Source organism: Mycobacterium rhizamassiliense, assembly GCF_900157375.1.
In the GTDB taxonomy this organism is placed as follows: Bacteria; Actinomycetota; Actinomycetes; order Mycobacteriales; family Mycobacteriaceae; genus Mycobacterium; species Mycobacterium rhizamassiliense.
In genome coordinates, this window is the sequence record NZ_LT721901.1 from 1,023,288 (window position 1) to 1,040,325 (window position 17,038).

Here is a 17,038-nt window from a genome sequence, read left to right on the forward strand (position 1 = left end):
TTTCGGGGAGCAACGCGTGCGGTTATCGCAGAATGCACGACGCGGCATGGCCGGCGGTTCGCTGGTACTCGCGGCCGTGCTGGCTAGTCCGATGCTGGTTTCGGGCTGCGCCACGAAGATCGACGGCAGGCCGGTCGCGGCGCCAGGGGCCGGGCCGACCGAGCCCGTCTTTCCGACGCCGAGGCCCAGCGCCACGGCGCTGCCGCCGCCGACCGGCGTCAGCCCGAACCCGGCACCCGGCGGCCCGACCTCCCCGGCCGGCACCATCCCGCTGTCGCCGGACCAGAACGGCTACGTCTTCATCGAGACCAAGTCCGGCATCACGCGCTGCCAGATCAACAAGGACACCGTCGGGTGCGAGGCGCCCTTCACCGACTCCCCGCTGCAGGACGGCGAGCACGCCAACGGCGTCAGCATCACCTCCACCGGTTCGGTGCAGTGGGTGCTGGGCAACCTGGGCGCCATCCCCACGGTGACCATCGACTACAAGACCTACGGCGCGCAGGGCTGGACCATCAACGCCTCTGAGGGCGGCACTCGATTCACGAACGACCACACCGGCCACGGCATGTACGTCAGCGTCGAGAAGGTCAATACGTTCTAAGCGCGGGGTTTCACCTACGATCGGTGCCGTGGCACCCAACGGTCCGCCGGATGACTTCAACGAGCAGCAGACCCGGCATGCCAACGCCGCCGGGCAACCTGGGACACCACCCCCGACTGACCCACCCGGGCCGCCCGAATCGCCCGACCCGTTCGACGGGCAGACCGTGCCCATTGCGTGGTACCGCAGGCCGGCGGTGCTCATCCTCTGGGCGCTGTCGGTTCTGATCCTGGTCGCGCTGATCGTCTGGGGCATCACCCAGCTGGTGCACGACCAGAGCACGACCAATACCCCCAGCACCACGTCGACGACCACGACGACGCCGACCAGTACCACCACCACGACGACTACCACCACGACCACCACCACCACCACCACCACAACGACGACGCCGACCACCACCACGACGACCAGCGCCGAGGTCGTACCGCCGTCAGAGCAGCCGACGCGCCAGCCCACCCAGCCACAGCCCACGCGCCGGCATCACTGGCCGTCGTGGCTGCCGACGACCGTTCCGCAACTGCCCTAACGGTTTGGTTGCGACCGGATCAACGTTTGACTGCTGCCCGGCGGCGGTGGGTGTGGCTACCGACTAGGTGAGACCCGCGCCGATAGGCTCAGCAACCATGGCCAGGCTCGCGCCGCCGGACTACGGCGTCACCGATTCGACGGTGTGGTGCGACGAGTGCGAGCCCGAGGATCCGATTCCGGGCTGGCGCACCCCACTCGCGCTGGCCGGCTGGGGTGCGCTGATCGCGATCCTGATCGCGCTGATCGTCTGGGGCATCCTCCAACTCGCGTGCGGCAACCCGCCGCCGGAACCGGTCATCGTCATCACCACTCCGACGACGCCCTCGAGCGCCGCGCCGGTCGCTCCACCCAGCCACCGTGGGACGTTTCAGCAGAAGACGCCGACCACCACCGCGGAGATTCCGGCGCCGTCCACCACCGACGTGGACACCGCCCCACCGCTGACCACCAGCACCGGGTCGCCCGGGGCGTTTCCTCTGCCCCAGCTGCCGTCGGTGATCACGCTGCCGGCGATTCCGGGGTTGCCCACCGAAATCACGTTGCCCCCGGGTCTGTGAGCGCTCGCCCACCTAGACTCACGGGGATCCATAGTCACCAGTAGGGGTACACGAGATGAGCGAGTCGCTCGGGTTGTCGATCGGGGTGGCCACCCTGGTCGCAGCGCGCGCCGGTGGCGATCCGGTAGCTCGCAGATCCGTGCTGACGCTGTTCGACCAGCAGCCTTCCGAAGTCGGCCTGCCAGAAGAACATTCGAACCCCGCCGGTGCCGGGTTGGTGATCCGCGGTTTCGTCGAGCGCGTCGGCGACCGGACCCCGTTGGTGGCATCCGACGGGACGAAGTACCTCGGCGACGCGTTGACGGTCGAGGCGCTGGAGGTGATGGCCCGCTCGGTCGGTTACGGGACGCCGATCACCATCGCGGTGCCGGCGTATTGGTCCGACGGCCAGTCCGAGGCGCTGCGCGAGGAGTTCTTCGCCCAGCCGGGGCTGACGTCCGACGGCGCGCCGCCGACGTTGATCTCCGATGCAACGGCCGCGCTCGCGGCGCTGCGGGGCGAGCCGGAGTTCCCGGCTGACGGCGTGGTCGCCCTGTGCGATTTCGGGGCCGGCGGCACGACGGTGACGTTGGCCAATGCCGGACCGGACCAGGCGCAGATCGGCGCGTCGGTTCGCTACGCCGAGTTCTCCGGCGACGCGATCGATCAGCTGGTCCTGAATCACGTGCGGGACAACGGCTCCAACCCGGACACCACCGGCGGCCTGGCCAGCACCACCCGGATGGGGTCGCTGGCCCGCCGGCTGGAGCAATGCCGGCACGCCAAAGAACAGCTGTCGACGGCCGAGGTGGCCACCGTCGCGGGAGGCACCCGCGAGGACGTCGAGCTGTCCCGCAACGAATTCGAAGGCCTCATCGCCGAGCCGGTGGACGGATTGATCGCCACGATCCAGGAGATATTGCAGCGCAACGACATTGCGACGGAAAGCCTGGCCGCCGTGGCCGCCGTCGGTGGCGGCGCAAGCATCCCGCTGCTCGTCGCCCGGCTCTCCGAGCGCCTCGGTGTCCGGGTCCACACCGCCGCCGCGCCCGCGCTCAGCGCCGCGGCAGGCGCGGCCCTGCTCGGTGAGCTGCGGCCCCCGGCGCCCCCGGAGGCGGGCGCCGCCCTGGACAACCCGACGCAAATGGCGGCCGCGGTCCTGGACAACCCGACGCAAATGGCCGCCGCCGCCCCCCTCGATATGACCCAGGCGATCCCGGGTGCGCGCATCGAGGAGGATCACCCCCTCGCGTGGTCGGAAGATCCCGACGCAGACGAGCCCGTCCCCTACACCGGGCCGGAGCACAGCGGCCAATATGCCCGGGAAGCAATGGATTTCGACGACCCCGAGGACAATCGCTACGCCGCCGAAGTCGGCCGCCTGCCTTGGTACAAGCGCACGGCGCTGATCGTGAGTGTGGTCAGCGCGGGCGTGGCGCTATTGCTGCTGGGCGTGGTGCTGGCGCTGACCCTCGACCGCCCGGAGACCGTACCGGTCCCCCCGCCGACCCAGTCCACGTCTGCGCCGACGCCGACGCCGTCGCCGCAGACGGTGACCGTGACCGACACCCCCACCGAAACGTCGACACCGGCGCCGCCGCCGACCACCACTGAGCCGCCGGTGACGACGGCGCCCCCGGTCACGACGACGGAGGCTCCGATCACCCCGACCACGACGGTCCCGCCGGTGATCACCACCGAGCCGCCGCCCACGCGCGAAAGACCGCGCCTGTTCCCCCGCTGGCGCTAGCGCGGCGGGGCGTTGAAGTCGTAACCGCGCGCGGCGAAGTCGGCGACCATCGCCTCGGCGCTGCGGACCGCGGCGCGACAGGCCCTGGTGGTGAACGGGTCGTTGAGCGGATGCTCGGCGCGCCGGCGCCAGCGTTGCGCCGCGGCGAATGCGGCACGCGGGCCCTCGTGTGCGCCGGCCCGCAGGTCCTCGGGGTTCAGGCCAAGCCTGTTGGCCGGGCGGGTGCCCGAGCCGCCGATGATGCGCCGCAGCGAGACAACCTCGTCGTCGTTCAGTGTCGTTGTGCGCGAATGTAATTGACTGAGCAGCCGGAGCTCCTCGAAGGCGTGGGTGTCGGCCAGCAGCGGGTCGATGTCGGCGATGACGTACGGCGTCGCAACGATGGGGAACGCCTCGACAAACCTGCGCAGCGACACCAGCGCGGTGTGCGCCTTGAGCATGTCGGAGCGCTGGGCGAACTGCTGGTCGATGACCTCGCGCAACGCCACCAGCCCGCTGCGCTCCAGCAGTTCGTCGGCCAGCGCCGCCGCGTCGGTGACTCCGGCCGCCAGCACGGCGATCGAGATCCGGATGCCGAACATGCCGAAGCGCTCCAGCAATTCGGCGCGCGTGGCCGCATCCACGGGTAGCTGGTCGTTGGTCCGCACGAAGCGATCGACGCTGAGCATGGCCTTGCTGAGTTCGGCGGGGTCGGCGCCGGCCAGCTTCTGCAACGCCATGAACTCGCTTTGGCGCAACGTGCGCGCGGTGAGCGCCAGCAGGCCGGACACCGGGACGACCGCCTGGCAGATACCGGTTTGATTCATCTCGCCGGTGAAGCGCCTCGCCACATCGGCCGCCGACAGCATCGCATCGATGCGCCCAGCGCCGATCTCGTCGGCGCGCGAGGCCACCCCGATGATGCCGAGCGCCCCCGTCGACCCGCCGACGAGCTGGCCGATCTGCTTGAGCAGCGCGACGTCGGCGGCGTTGAGCGTGCGCAGCAGGAACACCACCGCGTCGACTCGTGGCACGCCGTCGCTCGGGACCAACAGCCGCAGGGTGCGCTCGGACGCGTCGCGGGTCAACGACGACGTGCCGGGCGTGTCGATGATCGTGGTCTCGGCGAGCTCTTCGGCGGGCCATTCCACGTCCAGGTCGGCGACCTCGGCCGGATTGAGCGAGCGGAAGTCGAAGGACAAGCCACCGTTGTGACTGATCGGCACGTTGGAATGCCTTCCGCCCCAATGGTTTGCGGTGACCCTCGGGGTGGGCCCGTGCCGGAACCAGGTCACGATCCGGGTGGCCTCGGTGGCGTCCGTCGGGGCGATGTCCTGGCCCACCAACGCGTTGACGAGGGTGGACTTCCCGGCCTTGAGCGTGCCGGCGAGCGCGATGCGGATCGGTTCGTTCAGCCGGGCGCCGATGCGGTCCAGCTCGTAGAAGACCTCGGGCCGCTGCCGGAATGCCGGCTCGCCACGATAGGCCTCGATGGTGCCGCCCAGAATCGCACGGACCCGATCGCTTGTGCTCACACCCGTCCTATGGTCACCTGCGGCGTCAGTTTGTCCACATTGTCGGTGACCTGGCTCAAGATATTCAACTGCCGCTCGAGTTCGCGGACCGTGTTGTCGCGTTCGGCTTCCTCGATGTGCGCCGCGGAGACGGTGGATTGCAGCGATTCGTTGAGCGAACGGGTGATTTCGTTGGCGATGTCGCGGTAGTGGTCGCGCAACGCGCGGTGGATGAGCTTGAGCCGGTCGCGGGATTCCTTGCCCACCACGAAGGACACGTCGTCGACGAAACGCCGCACGTTGGTCTTCGCCTCGGCGCGCGCCCGCAGCAGGCGGTTCTCCTTGTCCTCCTTATAGGCCATGCGGCCCAGCAGCAGCCCGGCGCCCACCGACAGCGGGTTGAACAGGCCGAGCCCGGCCACCGACGAGAGCATGCCGATCATCACCACACCGCCGTAGGAACCGCGCAGGCCGGTAACCACCTTCTGCCCCTTGCCCGCAGGCTTGGAGTCGAGCTCGGACAGCGAGCTGAGCCCGGCGAAGTCGCCGCCCATTTCGTGTGGGCTCAGCGCGGGCAGCACCACCGAATCCAGGCCCGCGTCGGCGAACGAATTCGCCACGTCGTCCGCGAGCGCCTCGGCACGTTGGTAGGCCCATACGAAGTTGTCGCCGACCGCAGTGGCGACCGCGTCTTCCACGCCGGCGCCGATCTCGGCCCAATGCCGCGTCGGGTCGCACGCATCGATCTGGCGCTCGATGTCTTCGGTGAGAGAACGGAATCGGGCCCGCATGTCGTGGTCGACGTCGGTGCTCAGATCGTTGAATCCGTCGTTGAGCACCTGCTGCCACAGCGCGGTCTGCTCGAGCGCGTCCAGCGCCTCGCGCTTGCGTCGCTCCAGTTCTTCGGTGAGCCGTTCACGCAGCCCCGGATCGTTGACGACCGCCAGCTCCGACCCCGCGGACATCGCCAATTGGTCTGCGGCCGAACGGATTTCACCGAGAACCATGTCGCGTACCCGGTCGGTCTGGCGGGAGAGCACCTTCTCGCTGAGGAATTTGACGAGCGCCGGAAAGTTGGATTCCTCGTTGAGTTCCTGGTCGTTGAGCGTGACGGCGTGGCTGCGCAACAGCGACGAGACGCCGACGATCGGCATCGGCACCCCGGCGCGCTGCAGGTGTCCGGCATTGGCGTTGACGATGTCGCGCCAGTGCGGATAGAGGTCGGTCTTGGTGGCGGCCAGCACCGAGACGGGGCAGATGCGGTGCGCCTGCCGGATGAACCACATCTCGGGTTCGGTCAGCTCCTGGCTGGTGTCGCTGACCATGATCAACGCGTCCGCGTCGGGCAGCAGCCCAAGGGTCGCGGACAGGTGTGGCTGACCGTGGCCGCCCACCCCGGGGGTGTCGACGAACGCCAGCCCGCCCTGCAAAAGCGGGCTGGGCGCACTGATTTCGACGCGCAGCACCTCGCGGCCGCCGGCTTGGGGTGCGCGGCGCAGGTCGGTGTTGATGTCGTCGATCGGGATGTCGACGGCCACGGATTCACCGTCGCGCCCCGCCGCGACGATCAGCCGGGCCGACGGCTGTTCGCCGTAACCGACAACGGTGACCACCACGGTGGCCTCGTCGTCGCCCACCCGCGCCACGGGCAGGTTCAGCAGCGAGTTGAGCAGTTGGCTCTTGCCCTGTTTGAGTTGGCCGGCGATCACCACTCGGATCTGCGGATCGGTGATGCGGCGGCGGGCCCGGGCCAGTCGCTCCGAAAGGTCATTGCGGTCGTTGAGTTCGGCGATGGCGATGGTGTGGTCGATCAGCTCGACGATCACACCGACCTTTCGCGGGTCACTGGGTTGAGTCACCGTGCTACTCCACTTTCTCGCAGCGATCTGATCACCGTAGGCGCGCGAATCGGCGAGGACCATCAGGTCACCGCCGACTCGCTGCGTCCTCGATCTATCAGTGGTGCGGCGCCGGGGCGGCCGGGTGGGGTTCGGGCGCCGGTGCGTGTACCGGCGCGGGCGCGTGCGGCGTGCCCTCGAACACCGACGGCGTGTGCGCCGCAGGGGCCGGCGCGTGCTCGACCGGAGCCGGCGCGTGCTGAACCGGGGCCGGCGCGTGCTGAACCGGAGCGGGCGAATGCTGAACGGGCGCCGGCGAATGCTGAACCGGAACCGGCGACTGCTGTGCTGGCTCGTGGATCACCGGTCCGCCAGCGGCGCCGTGGCCGGCTGCGCCGCCCGAGGCCCCACCCTGGATGACGGGGCCCGGGTTCGACGGCGGCGTGACATGGCCACCGACGTTGCCCCCGGCACCCGCGCCACCTTGAATGGTCGGACCCTGTCCGACCGGCGCACCCGGGCTGTGCGGCCCCGAGATAGCGCCAGCCCCGGCCGCTGAACCGCCACCGCCCAACGCAGTGCCCTCCTGACCGAGGATGCCTCCGCCGTGCGCAGCGCCGCCTGCGCCGACACCCGCGGCACCACCGGCGGCCCCGCCGCCGGCCTGGCCGCCCAGCCCGACTCCACCGGCAGCACCGCCACCGGCGTGACCGCCCAGGCCGGCCCCGCCCGCGAGGGCCGGGGTCCCGGATTGCGCCGTCGCATGGCCGCCGAACGCGGTGTTGCCACTCAACATTGCGGCGCCGCGTTCACTCCCGATGCCCAGGCCGGCACCGCCCGCGGCACCGACGCCGGCTTGACCGCCGACACCGACACCGGCGAGCGGGCCCGCCACATGCGGAGTGGCGGCGCCGTTCATCGCGGCGCCCTCGCTAGCGATCAACCCCGCCTGACCGCTCGCGCCGAGCGCCGCATTGCCACCAGCCAGCCCGCCGGCATTGCCGCCACCGGCAAAACCGGCCCCCAAGGCCGCCTGGCCGCCAAGACCGGCAGCGCCGTTCAGGCCGGCGCCGTTCGCGAAGCCGCCTTGGCTGCCGAGTGCGGCCCCGGCACCCGATTGGCCGCCGAAAGCGCCGCCGGCCTGGCCCGCGAAACCGCCGCCGGCCTGGCCGGCGAAACCGGCCTGGTTGACGCCGCCGAGTCCGGCTCCCCCACCGGCACTCAAGGCGGCGCCACCGCCGAATCCGCCGTCCAGGCCGGCCTGCTCGCCCAGCCCGGCACGGCCGCCAAGCCGGGAGCCGGCCCCTGCGCCGAAGCCGCTACCGGCCCCGCCCGCTAGGCCGACGCCCGCGTGACCCCCAACGCCGACGCCAGCCCGGCCGCCGGAACCCGCGCCGAAGCCACCGCCAATCCCCGTCTCGCCGTGCAGCCCGGCGCCGGCGCCAATACCGGCGCGGCCGCCCAACTCCGCGCCGCCGCCCACGCCGGCCTCCCCGCGCAGGCCCACGCCGCCACCGATACCGGCGTGCTCACCAACACCGAAACCCGCACGCTCGCCGAATCCCAAACCTGCGCGCTCGCCAACGCCAAAGCCGGTTTGGGCACCGAGACCGAAGCCCTCACGCTCTCCAACACCGAACCCGGCGCGCTCACCAACACCAAAGCCAGCCCGCTCACCAACGCCAAAGCCAGCCCGCTCGCCAACACCGAACCCGGCACGCTCGCCAACGCCGAAACCCGCACGCTCGCCGAAACCGAAGCCCGGCCGACCCCAGCCCGGCCCGAAGCCGGGTCCGCACTCGCCGGTGCCCGGGCCGCAGTCGGGCCGGAAGTCACCCCAACCCGGTCGGTGCTCACCCCAGCCTGGCCGACCCCAACCGGGGCCGAAGTCACCGGTACCCGGTCCGAATCCGCCCCAGCCCGGCTGCCCGCCAAATCCACCGATCGGACCCAGGAGGCTGCCCTCCACCGCGCCGATCACTCCGGCGCCGGCGTCGCCCACCAGGGCCGCGCCGTCCTCGGCCACCGCCGCGATCGGGTTGGACGCGTACCCATAGCCCGGGTCGTATCCGCCGTAACCGGCGTCGTATCCGCCATAGCCCGCGTCGTATCCGCCGTAACCGGGGTCGAAGCCGTACTGGTCGGTCAGCACCTGCTGCAGCCCGCCGATCGGGTTGCCGGGACCGAGGTCCATGCCCGGCATCGCGCTGGCCAACGCGGACGAGAACTCGTCGGGCGCCACGTTCACCAGGCCGTTGTCGATCATGGCCTGGTTGGGGCCGGACACGAATGCTTGCGCGGCCGCCGGATCGGTAAACAGGCCCAGAATGTATTGGATCAGCGCGTTCATGATTGATTCCCTCCGAGTTCTCGAAGCCCGCCGGACTGCCGGCGTCTGAAATCCACGCTATGGGTCCCGAGGCCCCCCGGAATCGGGGCGCGATCCCCCAGCCGATAGGGCCCGCCTCGGGATCGATCGGGGCACCCCGTTAGGGGGTTAGGGGATATTCGGGGAGCCCTAACGGGTGCCTTGAGGCACCCGGACAAGCGGCATTTGCGCACGTCAGGGCGTGATGAGCGAAAGGACTCTAGCCGTGGATCCCGAAATCGTGGTGCTCGGGGTCGGCTGGATGCGGGTGGGGAACCGAATGGTCCCAGATGCCCGGATCATTGGGGGGTAACGCGCTGTGGTCCAGCGCGGGGTCAGCCAGCTCCGCGCCGGTGAGCTGCGTCGATGGCCCGTGCCAATCGATGCCCAGCGGACGGGGTTCGGCCGGGGCCCCCGCCGGCGGCGGGGTGAGCGGCTGGCTGATCACGCCGCCCGCGGTTCCGTGCGGGTGGACCATTCCGGCCGGTCCGGGGGCGACGTGCGGCGTGAACGAATCGAGTGCGGCCGCGGCGGCGCCGCTTGCCCACACATTGCCGTGATCGGCGACGGGTGTTGCAGCGCCGCTGCCGCCCGGGCCGGACATGGACAGCGAATCCGATACCATAGGGATCAAGTTATTCACATCGGCGCTGCTCACATCGGTGAGGTGCGCGTCGGCAATCGATTGCGCCGGGTTGGCGGCGTAGCGCGCCGCGGCATCGGGATCGCGCACCAGCGAGATCACGAAATCGAGCAATGAGTTTGCCACCGCACACCTCCTTGCTTCCCCGGTGCGATCCCGCCCGGGTCCAACGACGAGACCCCAGGCAACTATCACGATGCTATCGGCTGCGATCGCCCGTGTGATCGGTGCGAAACCCACCCGACTCGCGGCGCCATTAGGGGGTGGTCCGTTAGGGGAACGGTAGCGTTACGGGGATGATCGGCCGGCTGCGCCCGTGACAACGACTTCCGAGGCCCTGCCGGGCGCGCGCGAGGCCGTTCACGCCGTCGCGAATGCCGCGTCCTTCCCGGCGAAGGTACTGATCACGGGGGGTATCGGCGCCGGCAAGAGCACGGTCGTCGCCGCCGTGCGCGATTCGCTCCGCAGCGCCGGACTCGCGGTCCTGGCGCGCCCGCCCCGGGCCGGCGATCCACCCGACGCGGCGCTGGTCGTCGACGACGCCCACCTGCTGAGCGAGGCCGAGCTGCGGGAGGTCGCCGAGCGCGCCGCCGAACCCGGCGCGACCGTCGTCGTGGCCGCCGAACCCCAGGAGCAACTCCGGGATCTGGCCGTCGCCATCGAGCGTGAGCGGGCCCGGATCGCGCTCGGTCCACTGCCCGTCGCCGAGCACCTGCTGGACTGCACCGCGGGCCTTCCGTTCCTGGTGCACGCGACCGCCGACGCGGCGGCGCCGGCGCAGGCGCAGGCGGCGACGTTCGCGCTGATCGAGCGGTTGCGCCGGCTCGACGAACCGACCGTGGACGCCCTGCTGATCGTGTCGCTGACCCCCGAATTGGGGGCGGCCGACGTGGCCGCGGCCCTGGGCGTCCCGGCGGCGCAGGCGCGGCAGCTGGTCGATCGGGCCCGCGCCAGCGGGCTCAGCGAGCCGTCGCACCGCCCGGCCTTCCTGCGGCTGCTACACGACGCTCTCGCCCAGATCGTCGGCAACGCCCACCACCGCGAGATCGAAGCCGCGCTGGTGCGGTCGCAGCTCGACATGTCGACCATGACGCCCGGCCTCGCGCTGCGGCTCGCCGAGCACGGCCTACGCGACGACCGGCTGGCCGACATCCTCGCCGGGCAGGCCGCAGCCGCCCGTGGCGACGCCGTCCGAGCCGCGAGGCTGTATCGGGCCGCGGTCGACGCCGGCGCCCAAGCCCTGACCGCGCAGGTCGCCGACGCGCTGGCGCTCACCGGCGGCTGCGCGGCCGCGGCGGCATTGGCCGACGGTCTGCTCGGCTCCGCGGATCCTGCCGAGCGCGCCGCGGCCGTGCGCATCGCGGCCAGCGTCGCCGCCCACGACGGCAACGCGAACCAGGCGGCGGAGTTGTTCGGCTGGCTGGGCCCGCAGCCCGACGCGGTCGTCGGCGCGGCCGCGGCCATCACCTTCGTCGCCACCGGCGATCTGGGCGCCGCCCGCGACGCCCTCGAGCCGACCAACGCCGGCCCGCCGACGATGGCGGCGCGCACCTCGCGTGGCCTCGCCGAGGGCCTGCTGCTGACGATGGATCGGCCGTATCCGGCGGCGATGGCGAAGCTCGGGCAGGCCATCGCGGCCGAGCAGCCGATGGGGGACGCCCTGCCGGACAGCCCGGCCGCGCTGGTCACCCTGGCCGCGATCCACGGCGGCGACCCCGTCAGGGCGCGCAGCGTGATCGGCCGCGCCGTGCGGGCCGGCGGCGTCCCGCTCTTCGATGCCCGGCACACCCTGCTGTCCGGTTGGATCAAGATGCACGACGGTCAGCTGCCGTCGGCGAGTGCGGACGCCGTCGCGGCCGGCGCCGCCGAGCTGCACCCGCGCGACGCGCTGTGGGCGGCGGCGCTGCACACCGCGATCGCGCGTCGCAGCGGCGACAGCGGCGCGCTGCAGAAGCATTGGTACGCAGCCATGGAGGTGCTGGCGGAGTACTCCGTCGACCTGTTTGCGCTGCTACCGGTCGGCGAGCTGTGGGTGGCGGCCGCCCGGATGCGCCAGGCCGACCAGCTGCGCCACACCCTGGAGCAGGCCTTCGCCCTGCTGGAATCGCTGGGCAACCCCACGTTGTGGGCGGTACCCCTGCACTGGTCGGGGGTGCACGCGGGCATCCTCGCCAACTCACCGGAGTCGGTCGCGCCGCACGGGCAGGCCCTGGCCGCGGCGGCGGGTGACAGCACCATGGCGCGGGCGTTGTCGGCGGCCGGCCGGACCTGGCTGCGGGTGCTGGGCAACCAGGTCGACGCCGACGAAGTCATCGCCGCCGCCCGGTCGCTGTCGCACGTCGGGCTGACCTCCGACGCGACGCGGCTGGCCGGTCAGGCCGCGCTGCAGACGTCGGACGGCCGGGTTTCGGGCGCCATGCTGCAACTGGCCCGCGACCTCAAGCTGGGGGCTGCCCCGGGCGAGGTCCCCGGCGAGCCGCCCGGGGGCGAACCGCAAGGCGCCGCCCCGACGGCCCCCCGCCAGCCACCGTCGGGGTCGCCGCTGTCCGATCGCGAACGCGAGGTCGCCGAGCTGCTGCTGCTGGGGTTGCCGTACCGGGACATCGGTGGCCAGCTATTCATCTCGGCCAAGACCGTCGAGCACCACGTCGCCCGGATTAGGCGGCGGCTGGGCGCCGGCTCGCGCTCGGAAATGCTGTCGATGCTGCGGGCCATGCTGGCCCCGGGCAGTTAGGGCAGCCTTTCTCGCGCCGAAAGCGGCGCAGATGTCACTATGAGCAGGGCAAAGATCGAATGAATTTTCGTTGTGTGACGAGGCATTGGGGAGAGACCTTCTGTGGACACGCAGACGCTCATCAGAATGGTGTTGGGCCTGGGCTTGACCGCCGTCGTGGTCCTGTTGGCACTCAAACGCGTCTGGTGGCTGTACAGATTGGTGATGTCCGGCCAGCCGGTCAGCGGACGCACCAACGACGTCGGCGCCCGGATCTGGGCGCAGGTCTCCGAGGTGTTTGGTCAGCGCAAGCTGCTGAAGTGGTCGATCCCCGGCCTGGCCCACTTCTTCACAATGTGGGGCTTTTTCATCCTCATCACGGTGTACATCGAGGCCTACGGCACCCTGTTCCAACCCAACTTCCACATCCCGATCGTCGGCCGGTGGGACGCGCTGGGCTTCCTGCAGGACTTCATCGCCCTGGCCGTGCTGGCCGGCATCATCACGTTCGCGATCATCCGGTTGCGTAGCGAGCCAAAGGAATACGGCCGCCAATCCCGCTTCTACGGTTCACACACCGGCGGCGCCTGGCTGATCCTGTTCATGATCTCGATGGTCATCTTCACTTACGCAATCGTCCGCGGCGCCTCGGTGGACACCGGTAACTTCCCCTACGGCTCGGGCGCCTTCTTCTCCCACGCCATGGGCGCGCTGATGCATCCACTGGGCACGACGGCCAACGAGTGGATCGAGACCTTCGCGCTGCTCGCCCACATCGCTGTGGCGCTGATCTTCCTGCTGATCGTGTTGCACTCCAAGCACTTGCACATCTTCCTGGCGCCGATCAACGTCACGTTCAAGCGGCTGCCCGACGGCCTGGGCCCGCTGCTGCCGGTCGAGTCCGGCGGCAAGCCAATCGATTTCGAGGATCCGGGCGACGACGACGTCTTCGGTCGCGGCAAGATCGAGGACTTCACCTGGAAGGGCATGCTCGACTTCGCCACCTGTACCGAGTGCGGGCGCTGCCAGTCGCAATGCCCGGCCTGGAACACCGGCAAGCCGCTGTCGCCCAAGCTCGTGATCATGGACCTGCGCGACCACTGGATGGCCAAGGCGCCATACATCTTGGGCGACAAGGAAACTCCCCTGGAAAGCACGCCGGAGGGCGGGATTTCGGAGGACCTGACCGGCGAGAAGCACGCCGAGGAGCACCACGTTCCGGAATCCGGGTTCGGCCGCATCACCGGGTCCGGACCTGAGCAGGCCACCCGTCCGCTCGTCGGCACCGCCGAGCAGGGCGGCGTCATCGACCCCGACGTGCTGTGGTCCTGCGTGTCCTGCGGCGCCTGCGTGGAGCAGTGCCCGGTGGACATCGAGCACATCGACCACATCATCGACATGCGCCGCTACCAGGTGATGATGGAGTCGGAGTTCCCCACCGAGCTGTCGACGCTGTTCAAAAACCTTGAGACCAAGGGCAATCCGTGGGGCCAGAACGCAGGGGACCGCACCAACTGGATCAGCGAGGTCGACTTCGACGTCCCGGTCTACGGCGAGGACGTCGACAGCTTCGACGGCTTCGAGTACCTGTTCTGGGTCGGCTGCGCGGGCGCCTATGACGACAAAGCCAAGAAGACCACCAAGGCCGTCGCCGAACTGTTGGCCGTGGCCGGGGTGAAGTACCTGGTGCTGGGCACCGGCGAATCCTGCAACGGCGACTCGGCCCGCCGCTCGGGCAACGAGTTCCTGTTCCAGCAGCTGGCCGCCCAGGCCGTCGAGACGCTGGACGGGCTGTTCGAGGGTGTGGAGACCGTCGACCGCAAGATCGTCGTCAGCTGCCCGCACTGCTTCAACACGCTGGGCAAGGAATACCGGCAGCTGGGCGGCAACTACTCGGTGCTGCACCACACGCAGCTGCTCAACCGGCTGGTGCGCGACAAGAAGCTGGTCCCCGTCAGCTCGGTCTCGCAGGAGATCACCTACCACGACCCGTGCTACCTGGGCCGGCACAACAAGGTGTACGAGGCGCCGCGCGAGCTGATCGGCGCCGCCGGGGCCAAGCTCACCGAGATGCCCCGGCACGCCGAACGCAGCTTCTGCTGCGGCGCCGGCGGCGCCCGGATGTGGATGGAAGAGCACATCGGCAAGCGGATCAACCACGAGCGCGTGGACGAGGCGCTGGCCACCAAGGCCACGACCATCGCCACCGCCTGCCCGTTCTGCCGGGTGATGGTCACCGACGGGGTCAACGACCGCCAGGAGGAGGCCGGCCACAGCGCCGAGGTGCTCGACGTCTCCCAGGTGCTGCTCGCGTCCCTCGACTACGACAAGGCGATCCTGCCCGAGAAGGGAACGGCCGCCAAGGAGGCCGAGGAGCGGGCCACCAAGGCCGAGGAGGCCAAGCCCAAGGCCGCCGCGACCGCGACCGTCGAGGCGCCCGCGGAGGCCGAGGAAGCCGAACCCGAAGCCCCGGCGAAGCCCGCGGCGGCTGCCGCGCCCGTCAAGGGGCTGGGTCTCGCCGGCGGCGCCAAGAAGCCGGGCGCCAAGAAAGCAGCGGCCGAACCTGCCGCCAAGGCCGAAGAGGCCGAAGAGACCGGGGACGGCGCGGCGGCCAAGGCGCCCGAGGCGCCGGTCAAGGGCCTGGGTATTGCGGGGGGGGCCAAGCGACCCGGCGCCAAGAAGGCGGCTCCCGCGGCCAAGGCGGCTCCCGCGGCCGAGACAGAGGCCAAGGCCGAGCCGGAAGCGGCCGAGACCCCCAAGGCGGCGGCTACCGAAGCCCCGGTGAAGGGGCTGGGCATGGCCGCCGGGGCCAAGCGCCCGGGCGCCAAGAAGGCTGCACCGGCTGCCAAGGCCGAGCCGGCGCCAGCCGAGGCGAAGGCCGAGGCAGAGACGGCAGAGGCCCCGAAGGCGGAGGAATCCGCCGAACCGGCCGCGCCCGCGGCGCCCGCCGCGCCCGTCAAGGGGCTGGGCATCGCCGCCGGCGCCAAGCGGCCCGGCGCCAAGAAATCCGCCCCCGCGGCTCCGGCCGCCCCCGCAGCAAAGGCCGAAGCCCCCGCGGCTCCGACCGCGGAGCAAACCGAAGCCAAGCCAGAGGCCGAGGCCAAGCCAGAGCCAAAGCCGGAGCCCAAAGAGCAAAACGAAGGCAACGGGGCCGCGGAGCAACCGCCGGTCAAGGGGCTGGGCATCGCTCGCGGCGCCCGCCCGCCCGGCAAGCGTTGATCACAGATTGGGATCTACCAGCAAATTTCGGTAGACACTGATGGCACCATAGGTACGTGACTACTCACCAGGTGCCCGCGCACCTGACCGGCCATCACCGGCAGCGCGCCTTCGCGCAGTCGTCCAAGCTTCAGGACGTCCTGTACGAAATCCGCGGCCCGGTGCACGCGCATGCGTCGCGGCTGGAGGCCGAGGGGCATCGGATTCTCAAGCTGAACATCGGTAACCCGGCGCCGTTCGGCTTCGAGGCGCCCGACGTGATCATGCGCGACATGATCCAGGCGCTGCCGTATGCCCAGGGCTACTCGGACTCGCAGGGCATCCTGCCGGCCCGCCGCGCGGTCGTCACCCGCTACGAGCTGGTGGACGGCTTCCCACGGTTCGACGTGGACGACGTGTACCTGGGCAACGGCGTCTCCGAGCTGATCACGATGACGCTGCAGGCCCTGCTGGACAACGGCGATCAGGTGCTGATCCCGTCGCCGGACTACCCGCTGTGGACGGCGTCGACGTCGCTGGCGGGCGGCACCCCGGTGCACTACCTGTGCGACGAGACGCAGGGCTGGCAGCCGGACCTGGCCGACATGGAATCCAAGATCACCGAGCGCACCAAGGCGCTGGTGGTGATCAACCCGAACAACCCCACCGGCGCCGTATACAGCCGCGAAATCCTCACCCAGATCGTCGAACTGGCGCGCAAGCATCAGCTGCTGCTGCTCGCCGACGAGATCTACGACAAGATCCTCTACGACGAGGCCAAGCACATCAGCGTGGCCAGCCTGGCCCCCGACATGTTGTGCCTGACCTTCAACGGCCTGTCCAAGGCCTACCGCGTCGCCGGCTATCGCGCCGGCTGGCTGGCGATCACCGGCCCCAAGGAGCATGCGGGGAGCTTCATCGAGGGCATCAACCTGCTGGCCAACATGCGGTTGTGCCCGAACGTCCCGGCGCAGCACGCGATTCAGGTCGCCCTGGGCGGCTACCAGAGCATCGACGACCTGGTCCTGCCCGGCGGCCGGCTGCTCGAGCAGCGCGACGTCGCCTGGACCAAACTCAACGAGATTCCGGGGGTGTCCTGCGTCAAGCCGGACGGCGCGCTGTACGCCTTCCCGCGACTGGACCCTGAGGTCTACGACATCGACGACGACGAGCAGCTCGTCCTGGACCTGCTGCTACAGGAGAAAATCTTGGTCACCCAGGGCACCGGCTTCAACTGGCCGGCCCCGGATCACCTGCGCATCGTGACGCTGCCCTGGGCCCGCGACCTGTCGGCCGCGATCGACCGGCTGGGTAACTTCCTGACCAGCTACCGACAGTAAGCCGCAAGGCACCGCCTCTACGGT

At 70.4% G+C, this 17,038-nt stretch carries 10 protein-coding genes and 1 pseudogene; 7 read left to right on the forward strand and 4 right to left on the reverse strand.

Annotated features, from left to right (window positions below):
• Positions 1-16 precede the first annotated feature (16 nt).
• The 4 genes from MRAB57_RS05130 (at position 17) to MRAB57_RS05145 (ending at position 3,421) form a co-directional block, all read left to right on the forward strand.
• A complete protein-coding gene (locus MRAB57_RS05130; protein ID WP_077086603.1) occupies positions 17-604 on the forward strand; it encodes a superantigen-like protein SSL4 in 588 nt (195 codons plus the stop codon).
• Between the two features lie 28 nt (positions 605-632).
• Entirely contained in the window at positions 633-1,133 is a 501-nt protein-coding gene (locus MRAB57_RS28735) for a hypothetical protein (RefSeq protein WP_077086604.1), read from the forward strand.
• A gap of 97 nt (positions 1,134-1,230) precedes the next feature.
• Positions 1,231-1,692, forward strand: a complete 462-nt coding sequence (locus tag MRAB57_RS05140) for a hypothetical protein (RefSeq protein WP_077086605.1) — start codon at positions 1,231-1,233, stop codon at positions 1,690-1,692.
• 55 nt (positions 1,693-1,747) lie between these two features.
• On the forward strand, positions 1,748-3,421 hold the full coding sequence (locus MRAB57_RS05145) for an Hsp70 family protein (RefSeq protein WP_077086606.1): 1,674 nt from the start codon (positions 1,748-1,750) through the stop codon (positions 3,419-3,421).
• Here the strand turns inward: MRAB57_RS05145 and iniC are convergent.
• The 4 genes from iniC to MRAB57_RS05180 all read right to left on the reverse strand — a co-directional run bounded on the left by iniC (position 3,418) and on the right by MRAB57_RS05180 (position 9,889).
• The gene (gene iniC / locus MRAB57_RS05150; RefSeq protein WP_077086607.1) at positions 3,418-4,935 is read right to left on the reverse strand and encodes an isoniazid-induced dynamin-like GTPase IniC; all 1,518 of its coding nucleotides are present in this window, start codon (positions 4,933-4,935) and stop codon (positions 3,418-3,420) included. The two genes, MRAB57_RS05145 and iniC, sit on opposite strands and share 4 nt — an antisense overlap.
• Positions 4,932-6,773, reverse strand: coding sequence for a dynamin-like GTPase family protein (locus MRAB57_RS05155; RefSeq protein WP_077090399.1), 1,842 nt, complete (start codon positions 6,771-6,773; stop codon positions 4,932-4,934). The genes iniC and MRAB57_RS05155 overlap by 4 nt, the downstream gene beginning before the upstream one ends.
• A 97-nt stretch (positions 6,774-6,870) precedes the next feature.
• A complete protein-coding gene (locus tag MRAB57_RS28900; RefSeq protein WP_077086608.1) occupies positions 6,871-9,102 on the reverse strand; it encodes an IniB N-terminal domain-containing protein in 2,232 nt (743 codons plus the stop codon).
• Positions 9,103-9,340: 238 nt separating this feature from the next.
• Positions 9,341-9,889 carry an Rv0340 family IniB-related protein gene (locus MRAB57_RS05180; protein ID WP_077086609.1) on the reverse strand — a complete coding sequence of 183 codons (549 nt, stop codon included), beginning with the start codon at positions 9,887-9,889 and terminating at the stop codon, positions 9,341-9,343.
• 190 nt (positions 9,890-10,079) lie between these two features.
• On the opposite strand from MRAB57_RS05180, the gene iniR reads away from it, so the two are divergent.
• The 3 genes and pseudogenes from iniR (at position 10,080) to MRAB57_RS05195 (ending at position 17,014) form a co-directional block, all read left to right on the forward strand.
• Positions 10,080-12,497, forward strand: a complete 2,418-nt coding sequence (iniR, locus tag MRAB57_RS05185; RefSeq protein WP_077086610.1) for an isoniazid response ATPase/transcriptional regulator IniR — start codon at positions 10,080-10,082, stop codon at positions 12,495-12,497.
• 102 nt (positions 12,498-12,599) lie between these two features.
• Positions 12,600-15,695, forward strand: coding sequence for a 4Fe-4S dicluster domain-containing protein (locus MRAB57_RS05190; RefSeq protein WP_077086611.1), 3,096 nt, complete (start codon positions 12,600-12,602; stop codon positions 15,693-15,695).
• A gap of 24 nt (positions 15,696-15,719) precedes the next feature.
• Positions 15,720-17,014, forward strand: a pseudogene (locus MRAB57_RS05195) (pyridoxal phosphate-dependent aminotransferase).
• Positions 17,015-17,038: the final 24 nt, after the last annotated feature.

Excerpts from the sequence above, each read along its gene's own strand:
- MRAB57_RS28900 (WP_077086608.1), bottom strand. The coding sequence starts at position 9,102 with ATGAACGCGCTGATCCAATACATTCTGGGCCTGTTTACCGATCCGGCG.
- MRAB57_RS05140 (WP_077086605.1), top strand. The coding sequence starts at position 1,231 with ATGGCCAGGCTCGCGCCGCCGGACTACGGCGTCACCGATTCGACGGTG.
- MRAB57_RS05145 (WP_077086606.1), top strand. The coding sequence starts at position 1,748 with ATGAGCGAGTCGCTCGGGTTGTCGATCGGGGTGGCCACCCTGGTCGCA.